This is a genomic window from Micromonospora sp. BL1, from assembly GCF_003667485.1.
In the GTDB taxonomy this organism is placed as follows: Bacteria; Actinomycetota; Actinomycetes; order Mycobacteriales; family Micromonosporaceae; genus Micromonospora; species Micromonospora tulbaghiae.
In genome coordinates, this window is record NZ_RCVK01000136.1 from 1 (window position 1) to 18,924 (window position 18,924).

Sequence of the window (18,924 nt, forward strand, 5' to 3'; positions counted from 1 at the left end):
GAACCAGCCCGCACAGCCGAACCAGCCCGCGCAGCCGAGTCCGTCCGCGCAGGGGAACCCAACCGCGCCGGGGAACCCAACCGCGCCGGGGAACCAGCCGGCCCCGCCGGGAGGCGGCGGTCCGGAGGGGACGCACCGGAAGGCCGGCGTGGCCGCTGCCGTGGCCGAGGGCGAGGTGGCGGTCGCGGTCCCCGGCGCGCTCGGGCTGGCCGGCACCGCCGCCGTGGCCGGACTCGCCGGTCCCGGCCCGCAGACGACCGGCCGCGCGGCGGCCGGCGCGGACCCCGACGACCCGGCCCGGACCGGCACGGTCCGGCGCTCCGGTCGCGACGACGACCGCGAGCCCGGCGCGGGCCGGGAGCCCGCCGCCGGGCTGCGCGAGGACGACGCCGTCTGGGGCGGTGACCGCGCCCGGCCGGCGGCCGACGACCACGTGCCGCTGGTCCGCCCGGACGACGACCCCGACGACACGACGGGCTGGGACGACCTCAGCGACGCGGACTGGCTGACCGGTCCGTCAGCGGACGAGGGCAGGGAAGGGTGACCATGTCGGAGACACCGCAGCCCCCGCGCGCCGTGTGGCGGCGGGTCGCGCCCGCGAAGGCGCCCCGGCCGGTGGACGGCACGTTCGACTTCTTCGGCGCCGACCTGGAGAAGATGCGCGGGTGCGGCGAGCCCGGCGTCAGCGACGCGGAGTTCACGACGTCGCTCGCCGAGGAGGAGAAGGCGGCGGCCGCCCGCGCCGAGGCGTTCTGGGCCGAGCAGGAGCGACGCCGCCGGGACGAGGAGGAGCGGGCGAAGAAGGAGAAGAAGCGCCAGGCCGAGGAGGACGACGACGTCAAGGTGGCCGAGCGCTACCGCAACGACCGCTACGCGGTGAAGCTGCTGCGCCAGGAGCGCACCGTCTGGGGCGGCGACGGCGCCGACGCGGGGACGATCGGATGAGTACGGTCACCGTCAAGCGCCCGCCGCGCGCGCCGGGCCCGGAGGCGCCGGAAGGCTCGATCGAGCTTCAGGAGCCGCCGTTGATGGCGGAGGAGGCCCCGCTCGACTTCCGCTCGTTCGCGATGGTCGTGCCGATGGGCCTCGGCATGGGCGCGATGCTCGCCATGTTCGGCCTCTACAACCGCACCCCGATCATGTACGTGATGGGCGGCGCGATGGCCGGCGGCATGCTGCTCATGGGCGTCATGCAGATCGGCCGGGCGGCCGCCGAGCGCAAGCGCAAGATGCGCGGCGAGCGGCGCGACTTCCTGCGCTACATCGGGCAGCTGCGCAAGCAGGCCCGCGAGGCGGCCGACCAGCAGCGCCGGCACGTGCTGTGGAACAACCCGCAGCCGGGCTGGCTGTGGTCGATCGCGATGGGCAGCCGGCTGTGGGAGCGCCGGCCCAGCCACGACGACTTCGGCCGGGTCCGCATCGGCCTCGGCCGGCAGACGGCGATGCTGAAGTTCGATCCGCCGTCCACCAAACCGATCGAGGATCTCGAACCGCTGTCGTCGATCTCGCTGCGGCGGTTCTCCGAGGCGTACCGGACGGTGTCCGGCATCCCCACCTCGGTTGGCCTGCCGAGCTTCACGAGCGTCGAGTTCGAGGGCGCGATCGACCCGGCGATCGACCTGGCCCGCGCCATGGTGGCGCAGCTCGCCACCTTCCACGCCCCGGACGAGCTGCGGATCGCCGTGCTCGCCGCCGAGGTGCACCGGGGGCCGTGGGAGTGGGTCAAGTGGCTGCCGCACAACGCGCACCCCACCGCGTACGACGCGGCCGGCCCGGTCCGGATGTTCGCCGGCAGCCACGACGCGCTGATGGACATGCTCGGCCCCGAGATCACCGACCGGGGTGACCACGACCGGGCCGTCAGACCCACCACCAGCGAGCCGCTCCTGGTGATCGTCGCGCATCTGGTGGACCTGCCGGACAGCTCCCGCCTGCTCGGCGCGGGCATCCGCAACGTGGTGCTGCTCGACCTGACCGGCGCGATGCCCGGCGGCCCCAAGGTGCTGCGGCTGACGGTCACCGACGACGTGGTGGAGTTCCCGGCCGGCGCGACGACCGGTACGGCCCGGCGTGACGGGCTCGACCAGACCCAGTGCGAGGCGCTCGCCCGGATCATCGCGCCGAAGCGGACCAGCGGCACGCTGGAGGTCTCCGACGAGCCGCTGGACACCAGCTTCGAGCTGACCACGCTGCTCGGCATCCGCGACGCCATGACCTTCGACGTGCAGGCGCTGTGGCGTACCCGTACGCCGCAACGCAACCGCCTCATGGTGCCGATCGGCGTCACCGAGGAGGGCGAGGTCATCGAGCTGGACCTGAAGGAGTCCGCGCAGGGCGGCATGGGACCGCACGGCCTGCTCATCGGCGCCACCGGCTCGGGCAAGTCGGAACTGCTGCGTACCCTCGTCTGCGGCCTGGCCGCGACGCACAGCTCGGAGATCCTCAACCTGGTGCTGGTCGACTTCAAGGGCGGCGCCACCTTCCTCGGCATGGACAAGCTGCCGCACACCTCGGCGGTCATCACCAACCTGGCCGACGAGCTGCCGCTGGTCGACCGGATGCAGGACGCGCTCAACGGCGAGATGACCCGCCGGCAGGAGATGCTGCGCGCCAGCGGCTACGCCTCCCTGTTCGACTACGAGAAGGCGCGCGGCAACGGCGCCCAGCTCGTGCCGTTCCCGGTGCTGCTGATCATCGTGGACGAGTTCAGCGAGCTGCTGTCCAGCAAGAGCGAGTTCATGGACCTGTTCGTGTCCATCGGCCGGCTCGGCCGGTCGCTCGGCGTGCACCTGCTGCTCGCCTCCCAGCGCCTGGACGAGGGCCGGATCAACCGGGTCGAGGGGCACCTGTCGTACCGGCTGGCGCTGCGCACGTTCTCCTCGATGGAGTCGCGGTCGGTGATCGGCGTGGGCGCGGCGTACGAGCTGCCGCCCGAGCCCGGCAACGGCTACCTCAAGGTGGACACCACGAACCTGGTGCGCTTCAAGGCGGCGTACGTCTCCGGGGCGTACACCGGAACCGGACGCCGCGGCGGCGTCGCGGACGCCGGGGACGAGCCGACCGCGGACGTGGTGCCGTTCACCACCCGGCAGGTCGCGGTGCGCCACGACCCCGGGCCGGAGCGTCCGGCCGAGCAGGTCGAGGAGCCCGCCGCCGACGCGAACGGGCCGAGCCTGGTCGAGGTGCTGCTGGACCGGCTCGCCGGCTCGGGCCCACCGGCCCGCCAGGTCTGGCTGCCGCCGCTGTCCGCCGCGCCCAGCCTGGACTCGCTCATGCCGAGCGTGCTGCCCGACCCGGTACGCGGCATGACCATCGACGACCCGGCCGTCCAGGGTGGCCTGCGCGTCCCGGTGGGGGTGGTGGACCGGCCCGCCGAGCAGCTGCGCGAGCTGCTGGTGGTCGACCTGAACGGCGCCGACGGCCACGTCGGCATCGCGGGCGCCCCGCAGAGCGGCAAGTCGACGCTGCTGCGCAGCCTGATCCTGGCGCTGTCGCTGGCGAACACGCCCCGCGAGGTGCAGTTCTACGGCCTCGACTTCGGCGGTGGCGGCCTCGCCTCGATCGCCGGCCTGCCGCACGTCGGCTCGATCGCGACCCGGATGGAACGCGACCGCGTCGTCCGGACGGTCGAGGAGGTCCTCCAGGTCATGGAGAAGCGGGAGGCCGAGTTCGCGCGGCACGGCCTCGATTCCATGTCCCGCTATCTCGCGAAGGTCGCCGAGGGGGTGATCGAGGACGGCTTCGGACACGTCTTCCTGGTCATCGACGGCTGGTACACGATGAAGCAGGACTTCCAGGAGCTGGAGCAGAAGTTCCAGGAACTCGCCTCGCGCGGCCTGTCCTTCGGCGTGCACGTGATCGTCACCGCGACCCGCTGGTCGGAGCTGCGTACCTGGATGCGGGACCTGCTCGGCACGAAGCTGGAGCTGCGGCTCGGCGACGCGATGGAGTCCGAGCACGGCTCCCGCAAGGCGGCCACGGTGCCCAACCAGGTCGGCCGTGGCCTCACCGCGGGCGCGCTGCACTTCCTGGCCGCGCTGCCCCGGATGGACGGCAGCTCCGAGGTGGGCGACCTGGCCGAGGCGACCAAGTCGGTGGTCGAGGAGATCGGCACGTTCTGGCCCGGCCCGGCCGCCCCGCCGGTACGGATGCTCCCCGCGCACCTGATGGTCGAGACGCTGCCGCCGCCCGAGTCCGACTTCAAGTTCGTCATCGGCCAGGACGAGCAGCGTCTCGCCCCGGTCTGGCACGACTTCATGACCACCCCGCACATGCTGGTCCTCGGCGACAGCGAGACCGGCAAGACGAACCTGCTCCGGCTCGTCCTGCGGTCCATCCAGCAGCACTACCCGCCGGAGCGGGCGAAGGTCGTGCTCGGCGACTCGCGCCGCGACCTGGACACCGCGATCGGCGCCGCGTACCAGGTGGGGTTCGCGTTCACCGGCGACAAGATGCACGAGCTGGCCGGCCAGGCGTCGGTCTCGATGAACCGGCGGATGCCCGGGGCGGACGTCTCGTCCGAGCGGATGCGCAGACGCGACTGGTGGGAGGGGCCGGAGCTGTTCGTCATCGTCGACGACTACGACCTGATGACCAAGAGCACCGGGATGGGTTCGACGCTCGACCCGCTCCTGCCGTTGCTGGCCCAGGGCGCCTACATCGGCCTGCACGTGATCGTCGCGCGGAGCACCTCCGGCGCGATGCGGGCCATGATGGACCCGGTGATCCGGCGGATGTGGGAGCTGGGCACGCCCGCGACGCTCTTCTCCTACCCCAAGGAGGAGGGCAAGTTCCTCGGCGAGGCGAAGCCCCGCCAACTGCCGCCCGGGCGCGCCCAGCTCGTCACCCGGCGCGGCGTACGCCTGATGCAGACCGGTTTCGTGTCGGACACGGCCCGATGAGAGAGGCTCGCTGGTGACCGCAGCGCTGAACGACCAACTGTGCCGGATCACGGTGATCGGGCCGGCCCGCCGGGCCGACCTGGCCGTACCGGCCCGGATGCCGGTGGCGAACCTGATGCCGCTGCTGGTGCGGCACACCACCGACCTGGCCCGGGTGCCCGACGGCGAGGTGCCCGACGAGTCGTGGGTGCTGCAACGCCTCGGCCAGGCGCCGTTCGAGCTGTCCGGCACGCCGGAGAGCCTGGACTGGCTGGAGGGCGAGGAACTGCACCTGCGCCCGGCGCAGGACCCGCTGCCCGAACTCGACTTCGACGACCTGGCCGAGGGCGTCGCCACAGTGGTCAACCGGCGGGCCGACAGGTGGCAGCCGGAGTACCGCCGGGTGCTGTTCCTGGTGCTCTCCCTGGTGGCGATGGGCCTGATCGCCGCCGTGCTCGTGGACCGGGGGCCGGTGCTGCCCCAGGTGGTCGCCGGCGCCGTGCTCGCGGCCGGCCTGTTCACCGCGGCGATCGTCAGCGCCCGCCAGCAGACCGACGGCGCGTTCCCGCTGCTGTTCGGCGGCGGCGCGGCGTTCTTCGCGGCCGTCGCCGCGTCCAGCGCCGTCGACGGCGACCCGGACGGCGTGGCCTGGAACGCCGCCGCCGGGCTGGCCGCCGCCGTCGCGGTCGTCGCGGTGACCGCGTTCCTGCTGATCGCGCAGCGTACGGTCACGCCGGTCATGCCGTTCGCCCCGCTGCTGATCGCCGCGCTGACCGCCGCGATGGTGGTGCTCGTGCTGCTGGCCGGCGACGGCTTCGCGCTCACCGCCCCGGAGGTGTCCGCGGTGGCCGTGTCGGTGATCCTGGTGCTGATCGTGATCGCGCCCCGGGCGGCGGTGAAGCTGGCCCGGCTGCGCGGGCCGCAGCTGCCGAAGACCGGCGCCGACATGTCGTACGACATCGAGCCGGAGGACTCCGACCTGGTCAAGTCGCGCGCCGACGAGGCGGACACCTACCTGACCGCCTGCATGACCGCGTCCGCGCTGGTCCTGCCGGTGCTGATGCACCACACCATGCGGGTGCCGGGCTGGTCCGGGTGGACGCTCGTGCTCGTGACATCGGGTGCAATCCTGTTGCGCTCGCGTACCTTCTTCGGGTTCTGGCAGCGGGTCGCCCTGGTGGCGGCCGGTACCGTCGGCTACCTCATGGTGGCCCTGACGTTCTCCGACAAGCTCGCCCCGACCGGCCGGTACGTCCTGCTCGGCGGGCTCGTCGCCCTCCTGGTGCCGCTGGTGATGGCCGCGCTGCGGCCGTGGCCGCGACGCATGCTGCCGTTCTGGGAGTACACGGCCGGCGGGCTGGACGTCGCGACCGGCCTGGCCGTGCTGCCGGTGCTCGCCCAGGTGCTCGGGCTCTACGCCTGGGCCCGCGGACTCTTCGGGTAGCCGGCCGTGCAGACCCAGCGCGACCACGTCCACGCCCACCAGTTCATGATGGGCCGGTTGAGTTCGGCCCTGGTGCAGGGCGACCCGTCCACGGCGGAGATACCCGGGCAGCGCGCCGTCACCGGCCTGGCCTTCGGCGTGCTCATCAGCGTCCTGGTCGTGGCCGGGTTCGCCGTCTACGGGTGGATCGTCCCGGGCGGCAGCAAGGCGTACACCCGCAGCGGTGTGATCCTGGTGGAAAAGGAGAGCGGCAACCGGTACGTCTACCTCGACGGCGTGCTGCGCCCGACGCCGAACCTCACCTCGGCGATGCTGATCCAGGGCGGCGGCGCCACCGTCAAGCTCATCTCCAAGGAGTCGATCAAGGACGTTCCGCGCGGACCGTCGATCGGCATCGACGGCGCGCCCCAGTCGGTCGCCACCGGGTCGATGGTCGCCGGCCCGTGGCTGGCCTGCCTGCCCGGCTCCGTCGCCGACGAACCCGGCGACCGGCTCGGCATCAACCTCGACCCCCGTGCCGAGGCCGTACCGGTGCCGGCCGACCGCTTCGCCGTCGTCCGCGCCGCCGACGGGCCGACCTACCTGGTGACCGCCGACCGCAAGCACCGTGTCGCCGACCCCGCTGTGCTCGCCGCGCTCGGCGCCACCACCACCCGCAAGGTGCCCGCGCCGCAGGACTGGCTCGATTTCCTGCCCGACGGACCGGACCTGGCACCGGCCACGATCCCCGGCGAGGGCCGCTCCGGGCGGGTCGGCGACCGCACGTACCCGATCGGCACGCTGTTCCGCCAGCGTCCCGACACCGGTGCGGAGCAACTGCTGGTGCTGCGCCGCGACGGCCTCGCACCGCTGAGCCGGACCGAGTTCCTGCTGGCCACCGTCACCTCCGGGAAGGAGCCGGTGGAGCTGAGCGCCGCCGGCCTCGCCGCCGCGCGGATGTCGGCCGACCGGTCGCTGCTCACCCGGCTGCCCGACCTGACCGGCCTCACCCCGCAAGAGCCCGGCCCGTACGCGCTGTGCCTGCGCCAGAGCCCGGTGGACGGGACGCGGTTCGACAGCACCGCCGTGCTCGTCCCGCCGGCCCGCTCCGGCGTCCGCCCCGACGGCCGCACGTCGGTGCTGCTGGCGCCCGGCAGCGGCATGGCGGTGCTCCCGGCGCCGGTCGGCTCCGGTGCGGCGCAACCTTTGCCCACGTACATCGCGGACGACGGAAAGGCGTACCCGATCGGCGACCAGGACGCGGTACGGGCGCTGAAGCTCGACCGGGTCGTGAACGTTCCCTTCCCGAGAGAGCTGCTCGCGCTGGTGCCCCAGGGACCGGCGCTGAGCATGAGGGCCCTCGCGGCCGCAGAAGTGGGGTAGGTCGATCATGGCAACCCGGATCCGGGACCTGTTCGGTGGCGGCAAGGACCGTCCCGAGGGCGTCGTCCAGCACACCGTCGGCAATGCCCTGGTGGTGCACGCCGAGGACGCCATCAGTCCCGAGGCCCAGTCGCTGGCGCTGTCCATGATCGAGGACGCGGAGAACGACGTGGTCGTGCTCGACCTCGGCGACGGCATGCCGATCAGCGCGTGGGAGGCCATGGCCGGGGTGCTGCCGCGCCGCCGCCGCGGCATCCGGCTCATCGCCTGCGGCCGGCACGGCAACTCCGCGGCGATGGCCGGTCAGTGGCTCTCCGAACGCCTCAACCGCACCGTCGTCGCCCCGGACGGCGACCTGGTACGCGGCTCCGCCGGAACGCTGTTCGTCCACTCCGCACCGGGCAGCGGCTGGGTGCGGTTCCGGCCCGGCCGGCCGCCGGCCTGGGACGCCAAGCGCTACCCGACGCCGCGGTGGGACCGGGCCGCGATCGACACCCGGCCGTCCAGCGCCACCGCCGAGATCGAGCCGATCCCCGCCGGGGTCTGGATCCACAGCAACCGAGACCCGCAGGTGGTCGACCCGCAACGGCAGCGGCTCACCGCGTACGTGCCCTGCCAGGCCGAGACCATGACCGTGCTGCTGGGCTGCCCCGGCACGCCGCCGCTGTCGCTGGACGACGTGGTGCGCTTCTGGCGCGGACTCGACGAGGAGAACCGGCAGCGGGTCCGCTTCGTGCAGTTCGGCGAGGTCCGGATCCCCGAGGGCGAGGCGTTCGGCCAGGCGCTCGCCGACCTGCTGAACACCGAGGTCACCTGCTACACCGGCGTGCCGATCGGCAGCCCGCACCGGTACGAGATCCGTACCGTGCTGCCGGACGGCGCGTTCGGCTGGGCGCCGTACGCGCTCGAACTGTCGTACTCGCCCCGGGCGCACCCCAACTCGCGGGCCCGCCGCCCCACGGTGCTCAGCCACCGCCCGCCGCTGGCCGGCGCCGAGGAGGTCGCGCCCCGGGTCTACTGGTTCGCCCCCGGCGCGGTGGTCGAGGTGGTGCAGACCGGCCTCTGGGTACGCTCAACCGCCGAGCCGAAGAACGCCGAGCAGGTCCGGTCCGCGATGCTCGACGCGGGCAGCGGCACGCTCGTCTTCGACGACACCGTCCACTCCACCGCCCACCGGATGCGGGAACTGGCGGTCGACCTGGCCGCACGGGTCGACGGCATGGCGGGCGCGGGCCGCGCCCTGATGCCCGCGTCGGTGCTGGTGCCCGGCGCGAAACCGGCCAGCCGGGCCGAGGTGGTCATCGACCTCGAAGCCGAGATGCGTGCGGTGGGCACGACGGTGCCGGTGCCCGCGTACGTGGAGGTCGCCCCGCCCGCGCCGGTCGCCCCGGCCGCCGCGGACGGCGTGGTGGTCGCCGTTCCCGCGCCGGCCCTGTCCGCCGACCGGGAGCAGGCGCCCGCGTCACGGCCGTCCTCGGCGCCGCCGCTGCCCGCACCTCCCGCGGTGCCGCTGCCGGTCGCGCCCGCACTGCCGCCGCCCCTGGTCGCGCCGCTCGGGTCCGAGCTGCCGGCTCCGCCCGCGGTGCCGTTCGTGTCCGCGCTCCCGGAACCTCCGGCGGTGCCACCGGCATCCGAGCGGCCGGCTCCGCCCGTGGTGCCGCCTCCGGCAGCACCGCCGGTCGTGTCCGAGCGGCCGGCTCCGCCCGTGGTGCCACTCCCGGCGGCGACGCCGGTCGTGTCGGAGCTGCCCGAGCCGCCCTCCGCGCCGCCCGTGGCCGACCTGCCCGAGCCGCCCACGGTGTCGCTCGTGTCGGAGCTGCCGGCCCCGCCCGCGGTGCCACTGCCGACAGCGCCGCCGGTCGCGCCCGTGGTGGTGGCCGCCCCCACACCGCCGGTCGTCCCCGGCGAGCCGGTCGCTCCCGCCGAGCGGGCCACCGCTGCCGGGCCGGTCGCCTCGGTCGAGCCGGTCACCCCCGTCGTGCCCGTCGCACCGGCGGGGCCGGCCGGACCGGTCGCCGTCGGGCCGGTGGCCGCCGCCGACCCGGGGCCCTCGGCGGCACCCGTCGAGGACGCCGGACACGACCCGTACCCCGCGCCGCCCACCATGCCGGCGGGCTTCGGCGAGCCGGCGCCGCCGACCATGCCCGCCGGTTTCGGCCAGGCGCTCGCGACGCCGCCGGTGGCGGCCGGGCCGGTCGCGCCGGTCGTGGCCCCGCCGTCGACGTCCGTCGACCTGCCTTCCGCCCCGCCCGCCGCTGCCGGCCCGGCGGACACCGCCGAGCCCGCGAAGACAACCGCGGCCGGCTCGGCGGACGCAGCCGAGCCGGCGAAGACCGCCGAGCCGACCGGGCAGGCCGGGCAGGCGGAGGACGCCGAGCCGTCCGAGGTGGCCGCCGAGGCACGGGTGCAGCCGGTGCCCCCGGCCGGCGCGGGCGCGCTGCTGTCGGAGAAGAAGGGGCTCGCCGACGAGCGCGCCTGGCTGCGCCGCACGCTCAGCCGCGAGTTCGACGTGATGGCCAGCTCGGTGTCCCGGATCATGTCCGAGCACCCGGGCATGCAGGGCTCCGGTGTGTCCACCGAGGACGTGCTCGCCGACTCGGTCGCGCTGCGGCTCTACCTGACCGGCCGCGGACCGGGCGTCGACGCCGGGCTGCGCTCCGGCCGCAAGGGGCCGCACGTGCCGTTCGCGCGTTGCGTGGTCGCCGGGGTCTCCCGGATGCCGTCCTTCCGGGGCACCACCGTCTACCGGCTGTCGCCGACCGCCGGGGAGTGGGCGCTCTACCAGGACCGGCGGCTGGTCACCGACTGGAGCTTCGTCAACGCGCTGACCCAGCCGTGCGCGTCCGAGGACGGCGACACCGACGTGCTGATCTGGTCGATGACCGCCCGCCGGACCAGCCTGCTGGAGCCGGAGGGGGACGAGCACGTCGAGGATCGGGTGCTGTTCCTGCCCGGTACGAACTTCAAGGTGCTGGACCTGCGCCGGCCCTCGACGGGTGAGCGCGGCGCGGTCCTGCTGCGGGAGATCGGCGCCAACGAGATCGACGACACCGGCCGGGTCGACTCCAACCGGGTGTCGCTCGACGAGCTGGCGCTCACGTCGCTGCGGCGCAGCGTGGACCGCTGGGCCACGGCCGAGCCCCGGGTACGCATCGGAGCGGCGGCCCGCGGGCGCCTGCGGGTGCTGCCCGGCCTGGACCGGAAGGGATGACGCGGTGAGTCGGCAGGTTCTTGTGGTGGGCGACCGGAAGCCGGGTTCCTATCCGACGATCGGCTCCGCGCTGGCCCGGGCCGAGCCCGGCGCCACGATCGACGTCCACCCCGGCCGGTACGTCGAGAAGCTCGTGGTCGGCGACCGGGTGACGATCAGCGCGGTCCAGCCCGGCACCGTCGAGGTGCACGTGGAGGAGGGCAGCGTCCTCGTCGTGCGCGGCGAGGGCGCCCAGCTGCGCGGCATCACGCTCAGCAGCGCCGACACGACGCTGGCGGCGGTCGACGTGTACGCGGGCGAGGTGGCGCTCGACGACTGCCGGGTCAGCGGCGCCTCCTGGGTGACGCTGCTGGCCCGCATGCAGGGCACCGTCGCGCTGCGCGGCTGCGACGTGACCAGCTCGGCGGGCGCGGGCGTGGTGGTGATGTCGGCCGGGTCGAGCACGATCGAGGACACCGACGTCCACGACGTCGCCACGAGCAGCGTCGTGGCGGGGGAGCAGAGCGCCCTGACGCTGCGCCGCTGCCGCCTGCGTACGGCCGGCGCGAACAGCGTGTGCGCCGGCGGCGACGCCCGGCTCACGATCGAGCAGTGCGAGATCACCGGGGCCGGCAAGCCCGCCCTGGTGGTCGAGCAGCGCGCCTGGGCCCGCATCCGCGGCCTGTCGGTCACCGGCAGCGGCAACGTCGACGTCTTCGTCCGGGGCGAGGCCGACGTGCAGATCAGCGACTCGACGTTCACCGGTGCCGCGGTGCAGTCGGCGCACATCGCCGAGGGCGCGTCGCCGTCGTTCCGCAACTGCACGTTCGGCGGCGCCGGGCACACCGCCGTCCAGGTGCTCGGTGGCGGCCGGCCGACGTTCACCGACTGCACCGTCCAGGACGCGCCGGTCGGCGTCGCCGTCAGCGGTGGCGCTCCCCGGTTCCTCGGGCTGACCGTGCGGGGCACGCGCGACAACGTCGCCGTGCTCACCGGTGAGTCGGCTGTCGTGCTCCAGCGGCTGCGCGCCGAGATCACCACGGGCGGCGGCGTGCTGGTTCAGGACGGAGCCTCGCTGGAGGGCACCGACCTGGTGGTGGACGCGGGCGAGGCGACAGCGCTCGCGCTGACCGGACCGGCGCGGGGCGTCGTGCACGAGGCCCGCCTCACCGGTACCGGCGCGGCCTGCGTCCAGGTGGGCGCCGGCGCCGACCTGACGTTGCGCGCGGCCCTGCTGCGGGGTTCGGGCGTGCTGGCCGAGGGCGCGCTCCAGCTCGGCGACAGCGAGATCGTCGGCGCGGTCCGCGACGGCCTGCGGGTCACCGGGTCGGCCACCGTCACGCAGACCCGGGTGCGCGACGCCCGGGCCGACGGGATCGTCTTCGAGGCGGGCTCCCGGGGGTCGGTGAGCGACGGGGAGGTGCTCGGCAGCGGCGCGGCCGGCATCGGCGTGGACACCGTGGAGCCGGTCGCGCTCACCCGGTGCGTGGTGCGCGACAGCGGAGGCGAGGACGTCCGGCGGGGGCCCGGCGCCACGGTGACCACCGAGGCGCTGACGGTGGGCCGCCCGCAGACCACCCCGGCGCCCGCGGGCCCGCCGGCCGCCGCGCCGGTCCCGGTGACCGGCGACGAGGGTACGGCGGCGGAGAGCGGCGCGGACGAGCTGAGCGAGCCGCTCCGCGAGCTGAACGGACTGATCGGCCTGCGCGGGGTGAAGCAGGAGGTCACCGCGCTGATCAACCTGATCAAGATGTCGCAGGTCCGGCTCCAGATGGGCCTGCCGATGCCGCCGATGAGCCGGCACCTGGTCTTCGCCGGCCCGCCCGGCACCGGCAAGACCACTGTGGCCCGCCTCTACGGCTCGGTGCTCAAGGAACTGGGCATCCTGTCCAAGGGCCACATGGTCGAGGCGGCGCGGGCCGACCTGGTGGGCCAGTACATCGGCTCCACGGCGATCAAGACGACCGAGCTGGTCACCAAGGCGCTCGGCGGCGTGCTCTTCATCGACGAGGCGTACACGTTGTCCAGCGGCTCGGGCGGCTCCGGGCCGGACTTCGGCCAGGAGGCCATCGACGCGCTGATGAAGATGATGGAGGACCACCGCGACGAGCTGGTGGTGATCGTCGCGGGCTACTCCGAGCTGATGGAGCAGTTCCTCGCCTCCAACCCCGGTATGGCGTCCCGGTTCACCCGCACCGTCGAGTTCCCGAACTACTCCGTCGAGGAACTGGTCACCATCACCTCGAACCTGGTCAGCAAGCACTACTACGAGCTGACCGACGACGCGGTGGACGCGCTCACCGCGTACTTCACCCGGGTGCCGAAGAACGCCACCTTCGGCAACGGCCGGGTGGCCCGCAAGCTGTTCGAGGCCCTGATCAACAACCAGGCGTCGCGGCTGGCCACCACGCCGCCCACGAAGGACAGCGAACTCAACCGGCTCACCGCCGCCGACGTCGAACCCGAGCTGGCGCTGCTGGAGGCCCTGCCGGTCGAGCAGGGCGAGCAACCCGACGCGGCGACCGACCCGACCGGCGCGATCAACGCGGCCCGCAGCTGGAAGCGGATCTGCGGCCTGGTCGGCGGCCAGCGGGTCAAGGAGGCGGCCGGGCAGACGCTGTTGCAGCTCTGCGAGGGGCGCAACCGCCGGCGCGGCCCCGGCCGCACCGGCAACGTGCTGCTCGCCGGCCGGGCCGGGAGCGGCCGCAGCGAGTACGCCCGGCTGTACGCGGCCTGCCTGTCGGAGCTGGGCCTGGTGCCGGTCGGTCAGCTGGTGCGGGTGAGCACGAGCCGGGAGCTGGCGCCGCAGTGGCCCGGCCAGGCCGGGAGCCTGGTGGACGCGGTCCTCGACGACGCGGCCGGCGGGGTGCTCCAGCTCGACTACGTCGACGACTCCTCCGGTGTCGCGCCGGAGATCGCCGAGGCGCTGGTCGGCCGGATGCGTTCCCGGCTGGGTGATCCGGTCGTGGTGCTGACCGGCGAGGAGGCGGCCCTGGCGAGCCTGCGGGTCGCGGTGCCGGCGGTGAACGAGGTGTTCGGCCAGCAGTGGTCGGTGCCCGAGTTCAGCACCGACGAGCTGGCCGCTGTCGTACTGCGGCATCTGGTGCGGCGCGGCCACGAGGTGCCCGAGGACGTCCGGGCCGCGCTGACGCAGATGGCCGGCCGGCTGCCCGAGCGCACCGTCCACGCCGCCCACCAGTTCTCGCTGGCGCTGACCCGGCGCACCGGCTCCCGTACCCTCGCGCTCGCCGACCTGGCCGCGCCCGGCCCGGCGGTCGGCGAGCGGCTCGGCGGCCTGGCCGCCGTCGGCTGACCACCCGTCCGCAACGCACAGAAAGGCCCGGCATGCAGCCCGAGTCCACGCCGATCCCACCCTCGTTCCAGGAGTTCATGGAGAACGCGCAGCGCTTGGAGGACCAGATGCGCAACGCGCAGTCGGAGCTGGAGCGGGCGATCGTCACCGGCCGCTCGCAGGACGCCACAGTGGTGGTCATGGCCAGCGGCCTGGGCAAGGTCCAGGCCGTCCGGGTCGACCCCCGGGTGTACGAGCAGCGTGACGCAGTGTCGCTGCAGGCGGCGATCATGGAGGCGATCCAGGCCGCCGCGGCGAACGCCGGGAGGCTCGCGACGGAGAAGATGGGTCCTGTCGAAATCAATCTTCACTGACTGAAAAAAGTCTGACCAGCCATTTTGGTCAGATCTTCACGGCTCGGCGCCATCAGGAAAGAGAGTGTGGAGATTTCCTGAAGGACTCTCCATGAGACTGTCAGCCCCTACTGACAGTGATGGAGATGGCTGTGGAGCAAGTTGCCGTCTTTGTGCACGCGCCCGACCCGCTGACCCACACCGGCCTGACCGCCCACCTCCGGACGCGCTCCGACATCACGCTGCTGGACGGCGCGGACCGGACCCGGGCACAGGTGCTCGTGGTCGCGGCGGAGCGGCTCACCACCGACGTGATCGCCATGCTGCGTCTCGCGGCGACCGAGATCGGCGCCCCGGTCGTCCTGGTCACCACGGAGGTCAGCGAGCAGGAACTGCTGACCGCCGTGGAGTGCCGCGTGGTGGCGGTCCTGCCGCGCGTGGCGGTGACCGCCGAACGCCTCGTGCACAGCGTCCGGGCGGCCGCCTCCGGCGGCGGCGTGCTGCCCCCGAACCTGGTGGGCGAGCTGCTCAAGCACATCGAACGGCTCCAGCGCGACGTGCTCAACCCGAACGGGCTCAACGCCTCCGGCCTGACCGCGCGTGAGATCGACGTGCTGCGGCTGATGGCCGAGGGCTTCGACACCAACGAGATCGCCGACGAGCTGCGCTACTCCGAACGCACGGTGAAGAACGTCATCTACGGCCTCAACCACCGGCTGAAGCTGCGCAACCGCTCGCACGCGGTGGCCTACGCCCTGCGCTCCGGCATGATCTGAGGTGATCACGCGCCACACCGTCGGCAACGCCCTGGTGCTGCACGCCAGTGAGCGGATCAGCACGGAGGCCCGTACGGTCGCGCTGTCGGTGGACCGGGATCCCGACAACGACATCGTGATCCTGGACCTGCAACACGAACTGCCGTTCGACATCTGGGACACGGTCGCGACCGAGCTGCGCCGGCAGCGCCTGCGCCGAGGCATCCGGCTGGTGGTCTGCGGTGCCCGCCCGGAGACCGGGGCGCTCGCCGGCCAGTGGCTCTCCGACCGGCTGGGCCGGCCGGTGATCGCCCCGTTCGGCCGGATGATCCCGGGCGCGGCGGGCCTGCTGTTCGTGCACGCCACCGATCTGGGCGGGTGGGTCTGCTACCGGCGCGGCCACACGCCGGTCTGGCAGTCGAAGCGCTATCCCGTACCGGCCTGGGACGGCGCCGCCGTCGACCACCTGACGATCAGCTCGACCTGCGCCGCCGAGCCGCTACCCGGCGGCGTCTGGCTGCGGGAGAGCCGCGACGAGGCGGCCGTCGCCGTACACGGAAGTCACCTCACCTCGACGATGCCGTGCCTGCCGGACGCGATGCCGGTCCTCGTGGGCTGCCCCGGGACGGCGCCGCTGCGCCTGGACGACATCGCCCGGTTCTGGCGGGGCCTGGCGCCCGAGGGCCGCGAGCACGCCCGCTTCGTCCAGTACGGCCCGGTCGCGCTGCCCGACGGCGAGCCGTTCGGGCAGGCGCTGGCCGACCTGCTGCGCTGCCCGGTGCGCGTCCTCACCGGCGTGCCCAGCGGCCGCCCGGACGGCCCGGCCATGTTCACCGTCGACGCCGACGGGCGGCCCGGCTGGCAGGTCTTCGCCGAGGAGTTGGCCTACCGTCCCCGGGAGACGCTCGGGGCGAAGGCGGTGACGCCGCGGATCCTGCGTCACCGCGCGCCGCCGGAACTCGGCGAGCCGGTCGGCCCGCGCGTCTACCAGTACGCCCACGACGCGGTGGTCGAGGTGATCCCGTCCGGCCTCTGGCTGCGCGCCCCGGAGCCGCCCCGCCACGCCGACCGGATCCGCGCGGTCCCGATGGACCCGAACCGCGTCCGTCTGGTCGTGGACGATCCGGCACCGGCCGCGGCCGAACGCCACCGGGAACTGGCCGGTGACCTGGCGGCGCGGCTGGACCCGGCGACCCGCAGGCGCGCGGCGGTGCAGCCGTCCTCGGTCGTCGCGCCGGGACGCCCGGGGCTCTCGGCGCGCGGGATCGAGGCCGGGACGTACCGGCACACGACGGCTCACGCCGCCGGCCCGCTTCCCGCGCCGTCGGTGCCGGCGCCCGTCCCGGAGGCGGTTCCGCTCACCGTGGCCGGCCCACCCCCGCCGGCGACCGACGAGGCAGCCGGCGGCGGTGCCGCTTTCCGGGGCGCCGGCTCCGCCGCCCCGCCGGACGAAGCCGGGCCGAACAGGGCCGCGCCCGACGTGGCCCGCCTCCACGGCGTCGGGCCGGACACGGGCAGGCTTCACGGGGCCGGGTCGGGCACGGCCGGACTCCTCGGCGTCGGGCCGGACGTGGCCGGACCTCACGCGGCCGGGCCGGTCGTGGCCGGGCTCGACGGCGCGGGGCTGGACGCGACCGGGCCCGATGCGGCGGTACCCGACGCGGCCGGGCCGGTGCTCGGCGGCGGCGCGGGCTGGGCGACCAGCCCGACGATGACGCTGCCGGTGCACCGCCCCGCACCGGCGCCCGTCCGCTTCCAGCGCACCCCCGGCGACGACGCGCGGGGCGTACGCCCGGGGCCCGACCTGGACGAGGAACGCACCTGGTTCCGGCGGGCCTTCCGCCGGGAGATCGCCGCCGTCTCCGCCGACGTGGCGGGCGTGCTCGCCGCGCACCCGGCGCTCGCCGGCGGAGCCGACGCGACGGAGTGCGCCACCGCGGTCCGCCTCTACCTCTCCGCCGCGGGGGACGGCCTCGACCAGGCGCTGCGCTCCGCCGAGCCGGGCGGTCACGTGCCGTTCGCCAGGTGCGTGTCCGCGGGCGTACGCCGGCTGCCCGTGCACCGCGGCGTCGCGTACGCCGGCGCCGAGCTGACCACCGCGGACCTGCGGCGGATCGCGCAGCGGCGGGTGCTCACCGACTGGGGGTTCACCAACGCGCTCGCCGAGCCGCCCGCCGACCTGCCGGGCGCGGTCGAGGTGCTGATCTGGTCGGCGACCGCGCGGCGCACGGCGGCGTTCGAGACCGGCGACGGCGTCCCGGCCCGGGTCCTGTTCCTGCCCGGCACGGCGTTCACGGTGCTCCAGGTGCAGGAGCCGGAGGCCGGCGCCCCCGCCCGGCTGCTGTTGCGGGAACTGGCGGTGGAGGAGCCGCCGGTCGACGGTCGGGTACGCTTCGACGCCCTCGCCCTGGCCGCCCTGCGTCAGCACCTCGCGCGCCGGACCGGCCCGGGTACGCCGGTCCCGGCCGCCGCCGCACGCCGGTTCCTGGGCGTACCCGGGCTGCGCTAGATGTACTGCGCGGTGATGTCACGCCTGAGGTCGCCGGCACCCTCCCCGTTCCGGCGGCCCGTGCCGTCCTCAGCTGATCGTTGCCAGCAGGTCCCGGCAGCGCTGCTCACATGCGCGGCACGCCTCCGCGCAGATCCGGCAGTGCTCGTGCTTGTCGGCGTGCGCCGCGCACTCGTCGCCGCACGATCGGCAGGCAGTCGCGCACGCCTCCAGCAGCGCGCGGCTGATGGTGGCGTCGTAGCCGGTGTGCCGGGACAGCACCCGGGCGGTTGTGGCGCAGATGTCGGCGCAGTCCAGGTTCGTCCGGATGCACTTCGTCAGCTCGGCGACCATGTCCTCGCTGAGGCAGGCGTCCGCGCAGGCGGTGCAGGCCTGGGCGCAGTCGTTGAGGGCATCGACCGTCGCGGCCAGCTTCGCCCGATCCAGGTTGATCGACTTCGGGTACGTCTCCAGCATGGGCCCTGTGGTGCTCGGCATCGGACAGTCCTCTCTCGTCGGTTCTCCCCGCCCTACCCGAAGTCTCCTGTCACACACCCTCTCCGAGCGCGATCAACAGCAGTTGTCCGTACCGCTCGGCGAGCCGTGGGGCGGGTCTGCGCGGCGACGCTCACCCCGTACCCGCTGGGAGTGCCGTCCGTGCTGCCCGGCGAGGTGGCGGGCCGACGGCGAGACACCTAACGGTCGAGTCGTTCGCGCAGGTCGTCGACCTGCTGCTGGAGCCGGTCCACCGCGCCCTCGTTGTTGAGGAACGTCGTGAGGCCCGCGCCGAGCGCGAGCCCGAGCAGCAGGGCGATCACACTGAGCACCAGCCCGCCGATCGCCACGCCGCGACCGGTCACCCCTGGTCGCGCGGCCATCTTGAGCCCGACGACGCCCAGGACGATGCCGATGATGGCGAGCACCACGCCGATCCAGGCGAGGATGGCGGTGAGCACGCTGAACAGCGCGGCCACGCCGAACACGAGCGCGAACGCGGCGGCCGCGCTGGTCTTGGCCGCCCCGCCGGTTCGGGTCCGGCCGGCACGGGTCGGAACGCCGGCCCCGCGGGCCGGCTCGCTGGACGCGGTCATGGGCACTCCCTCCGGTACGCCGTGAGGCGTACGCTGCGTGCCGCCGCTTCCCCGGTCACCGTCGACTCA

At 74.2% G+C, this 18,924-nt stretch carries 12 protein-coding genes; 10 read left to right on the forward strand and 2 right to left on the reverse strand.

Annotated features, from left to right (window positions below; translation table 11 throughout):
• Positions 1-148 precede the first annotated feature (148 nt).
• The 10 genes from EAD96_RS02990 to EAD96_RS03035 all read left to right on the forward strand — a co-directional run bounded on the left by EAD96_RS02990 (position 149) and on the right by EAD96_RS03035 (position 17,785).
• Entirely contained in the window at positions 149-544 is a 396-nt protein-coding gene (locus tag EAD96_RS02990) for a hypothetical protein (protein WP_199733050.1), read from the forward strand.
• Between the two features lie 2 nt (positions 545-546).
• On the forward strand, positions 547-945 hold the full coding sequence (locus EAD96_RS02995; RefSeq protein ID WP_121683180.1) for a hypothetical protein: 399 nt from the start codon (positions 547-549) through the stop codon (positions 943-945).
• The gene (gene eccCa / locus EAD96_RS03000) at positions 942-4,901 is read left to right on the forward strand and encodes a type VII secretion protein EccCa (protein ID WP_121683181.1); all 3,960 of its coding nucleotides are present in this window, start codon (positions 942-944) and stop codon (positions 4,899-4,901) included. Before EAD96_RS02995 ends, eccCa begins: the two co-directional genes overlap by 4 nt.
• A 13-nt stretch (positions 4,902-4,914) precedes the next feature.
• The gene (gene eccD / locus EAD96_RS03005) at positions 4,915-6,324 is read left to right on the forward strand and encodes a type VII secretion integral membrane protein EccD (RefSeq protein ID WP_121683182.1); all 1,410 of its coding nucleotides are present in this window, start codon (positions 4,915-4,917) and stop codon (positions 6,322-6,324) included.
• Positions 6,325-6,330: 6 nt separating this feature from the next.
• Entirely contained in the window at positions 6,331-7,686 is a 1,356-nt protein-coding gene (gene eccB / locus EAD96_RS03010) for a type VII secretion protein EccB (RefSeq protein WP_121683183.1), read from the forward strand.
• Positions 7,687-7,693: 7 nt separating this feature from the next.
• The gene (locus EAD96_RS03015; RefSeq protein WP_121683184.1) at positions 7,694-10,897 is read left to right on the forward strand and encodes a hypothetical protein; all 3,204 of its coding nucleotides are present in this window, start codon (positions 7,694-7,696) and stop codon (positions 10,895-10,897) included.
• Positions 10,898-10,901: 4 nt separating this feature from the next.
• On the forward strand, positions 10,902-14,189 hold the full coding sequence (locus EAD96_RS03020; RefSeq protein ID WP_233585384.1) for a right-handed parallel beta-helix repeat-containing protein: 3,288 nt from the start codon (positions 10,902-10,904) through the stop codon (positions 14,187-14,189).
• A 32-nt stretch (positions 14,190-14,221) separates the two neighbouring features.
• Positions 14,222-14,542: a YbaB/EbfC family nucleoid-associated protein gene (locus tag EAD96_RS03025; protein ID WP_121683186.1), complete on the forward strand. Its 321-nt coding sequence runs from the start codon at positions 14,222-14,224 to the stop codon at positions 14,540-14,542.
• Positions 14,543-14,661: 119 nt separating this feature from the next.
• Complete coding sequence (locus tag EAD96_RS03030) at positions 14,662-15,297, forward strand: response regulator transcription factor (RefSeq protein WP_199733051.1); 636 nt, start codon at positions 14,662-14,664, stop codon at positions 15,295-15,297.
• 1 nt (position 15,298) lies between these two features.
• Positions 15,299-17,785, forward strand: a complete 2,487-nt coding sequence (locus EAD96_RS03035) for a hypothetical protein (RefSeq protein WP_121683187.1) — start codon at positions 15,299-15,301, stop codon at positions 17,783-17,785.
• A 69-nt stretch (positions 17,786-17,854) separates the two neighbouring features.
• Here EAD96_RS03035 and EAD96_RS03040 read toward each other — a convergent pair whose 3' ends face one another.
• Positions 17,855-18,262, reverse strand: a complete 408-nt coding sequence (locus EAD96_RS03040; protein WP_121683188.1) for a four-helix bundle copper-binding protein — start codon at positions 18,260-18,262, stop codon at positions 17,855-17,857.
• Between the two features lie 197 nt (positions 18,263-18,459).
• A complete protein-coding gene (locus EAD96_RS03050) occupies positions 18,460-18,855 on the reverse strand; it encodes a DUF4190 domain-containing protein (protein WP_121683189.1) in 396 nt (131 codons plus the stop codon).
• Between the last annotated feature and the right edge of the window lie 69 nt (positions 18,856-18,924).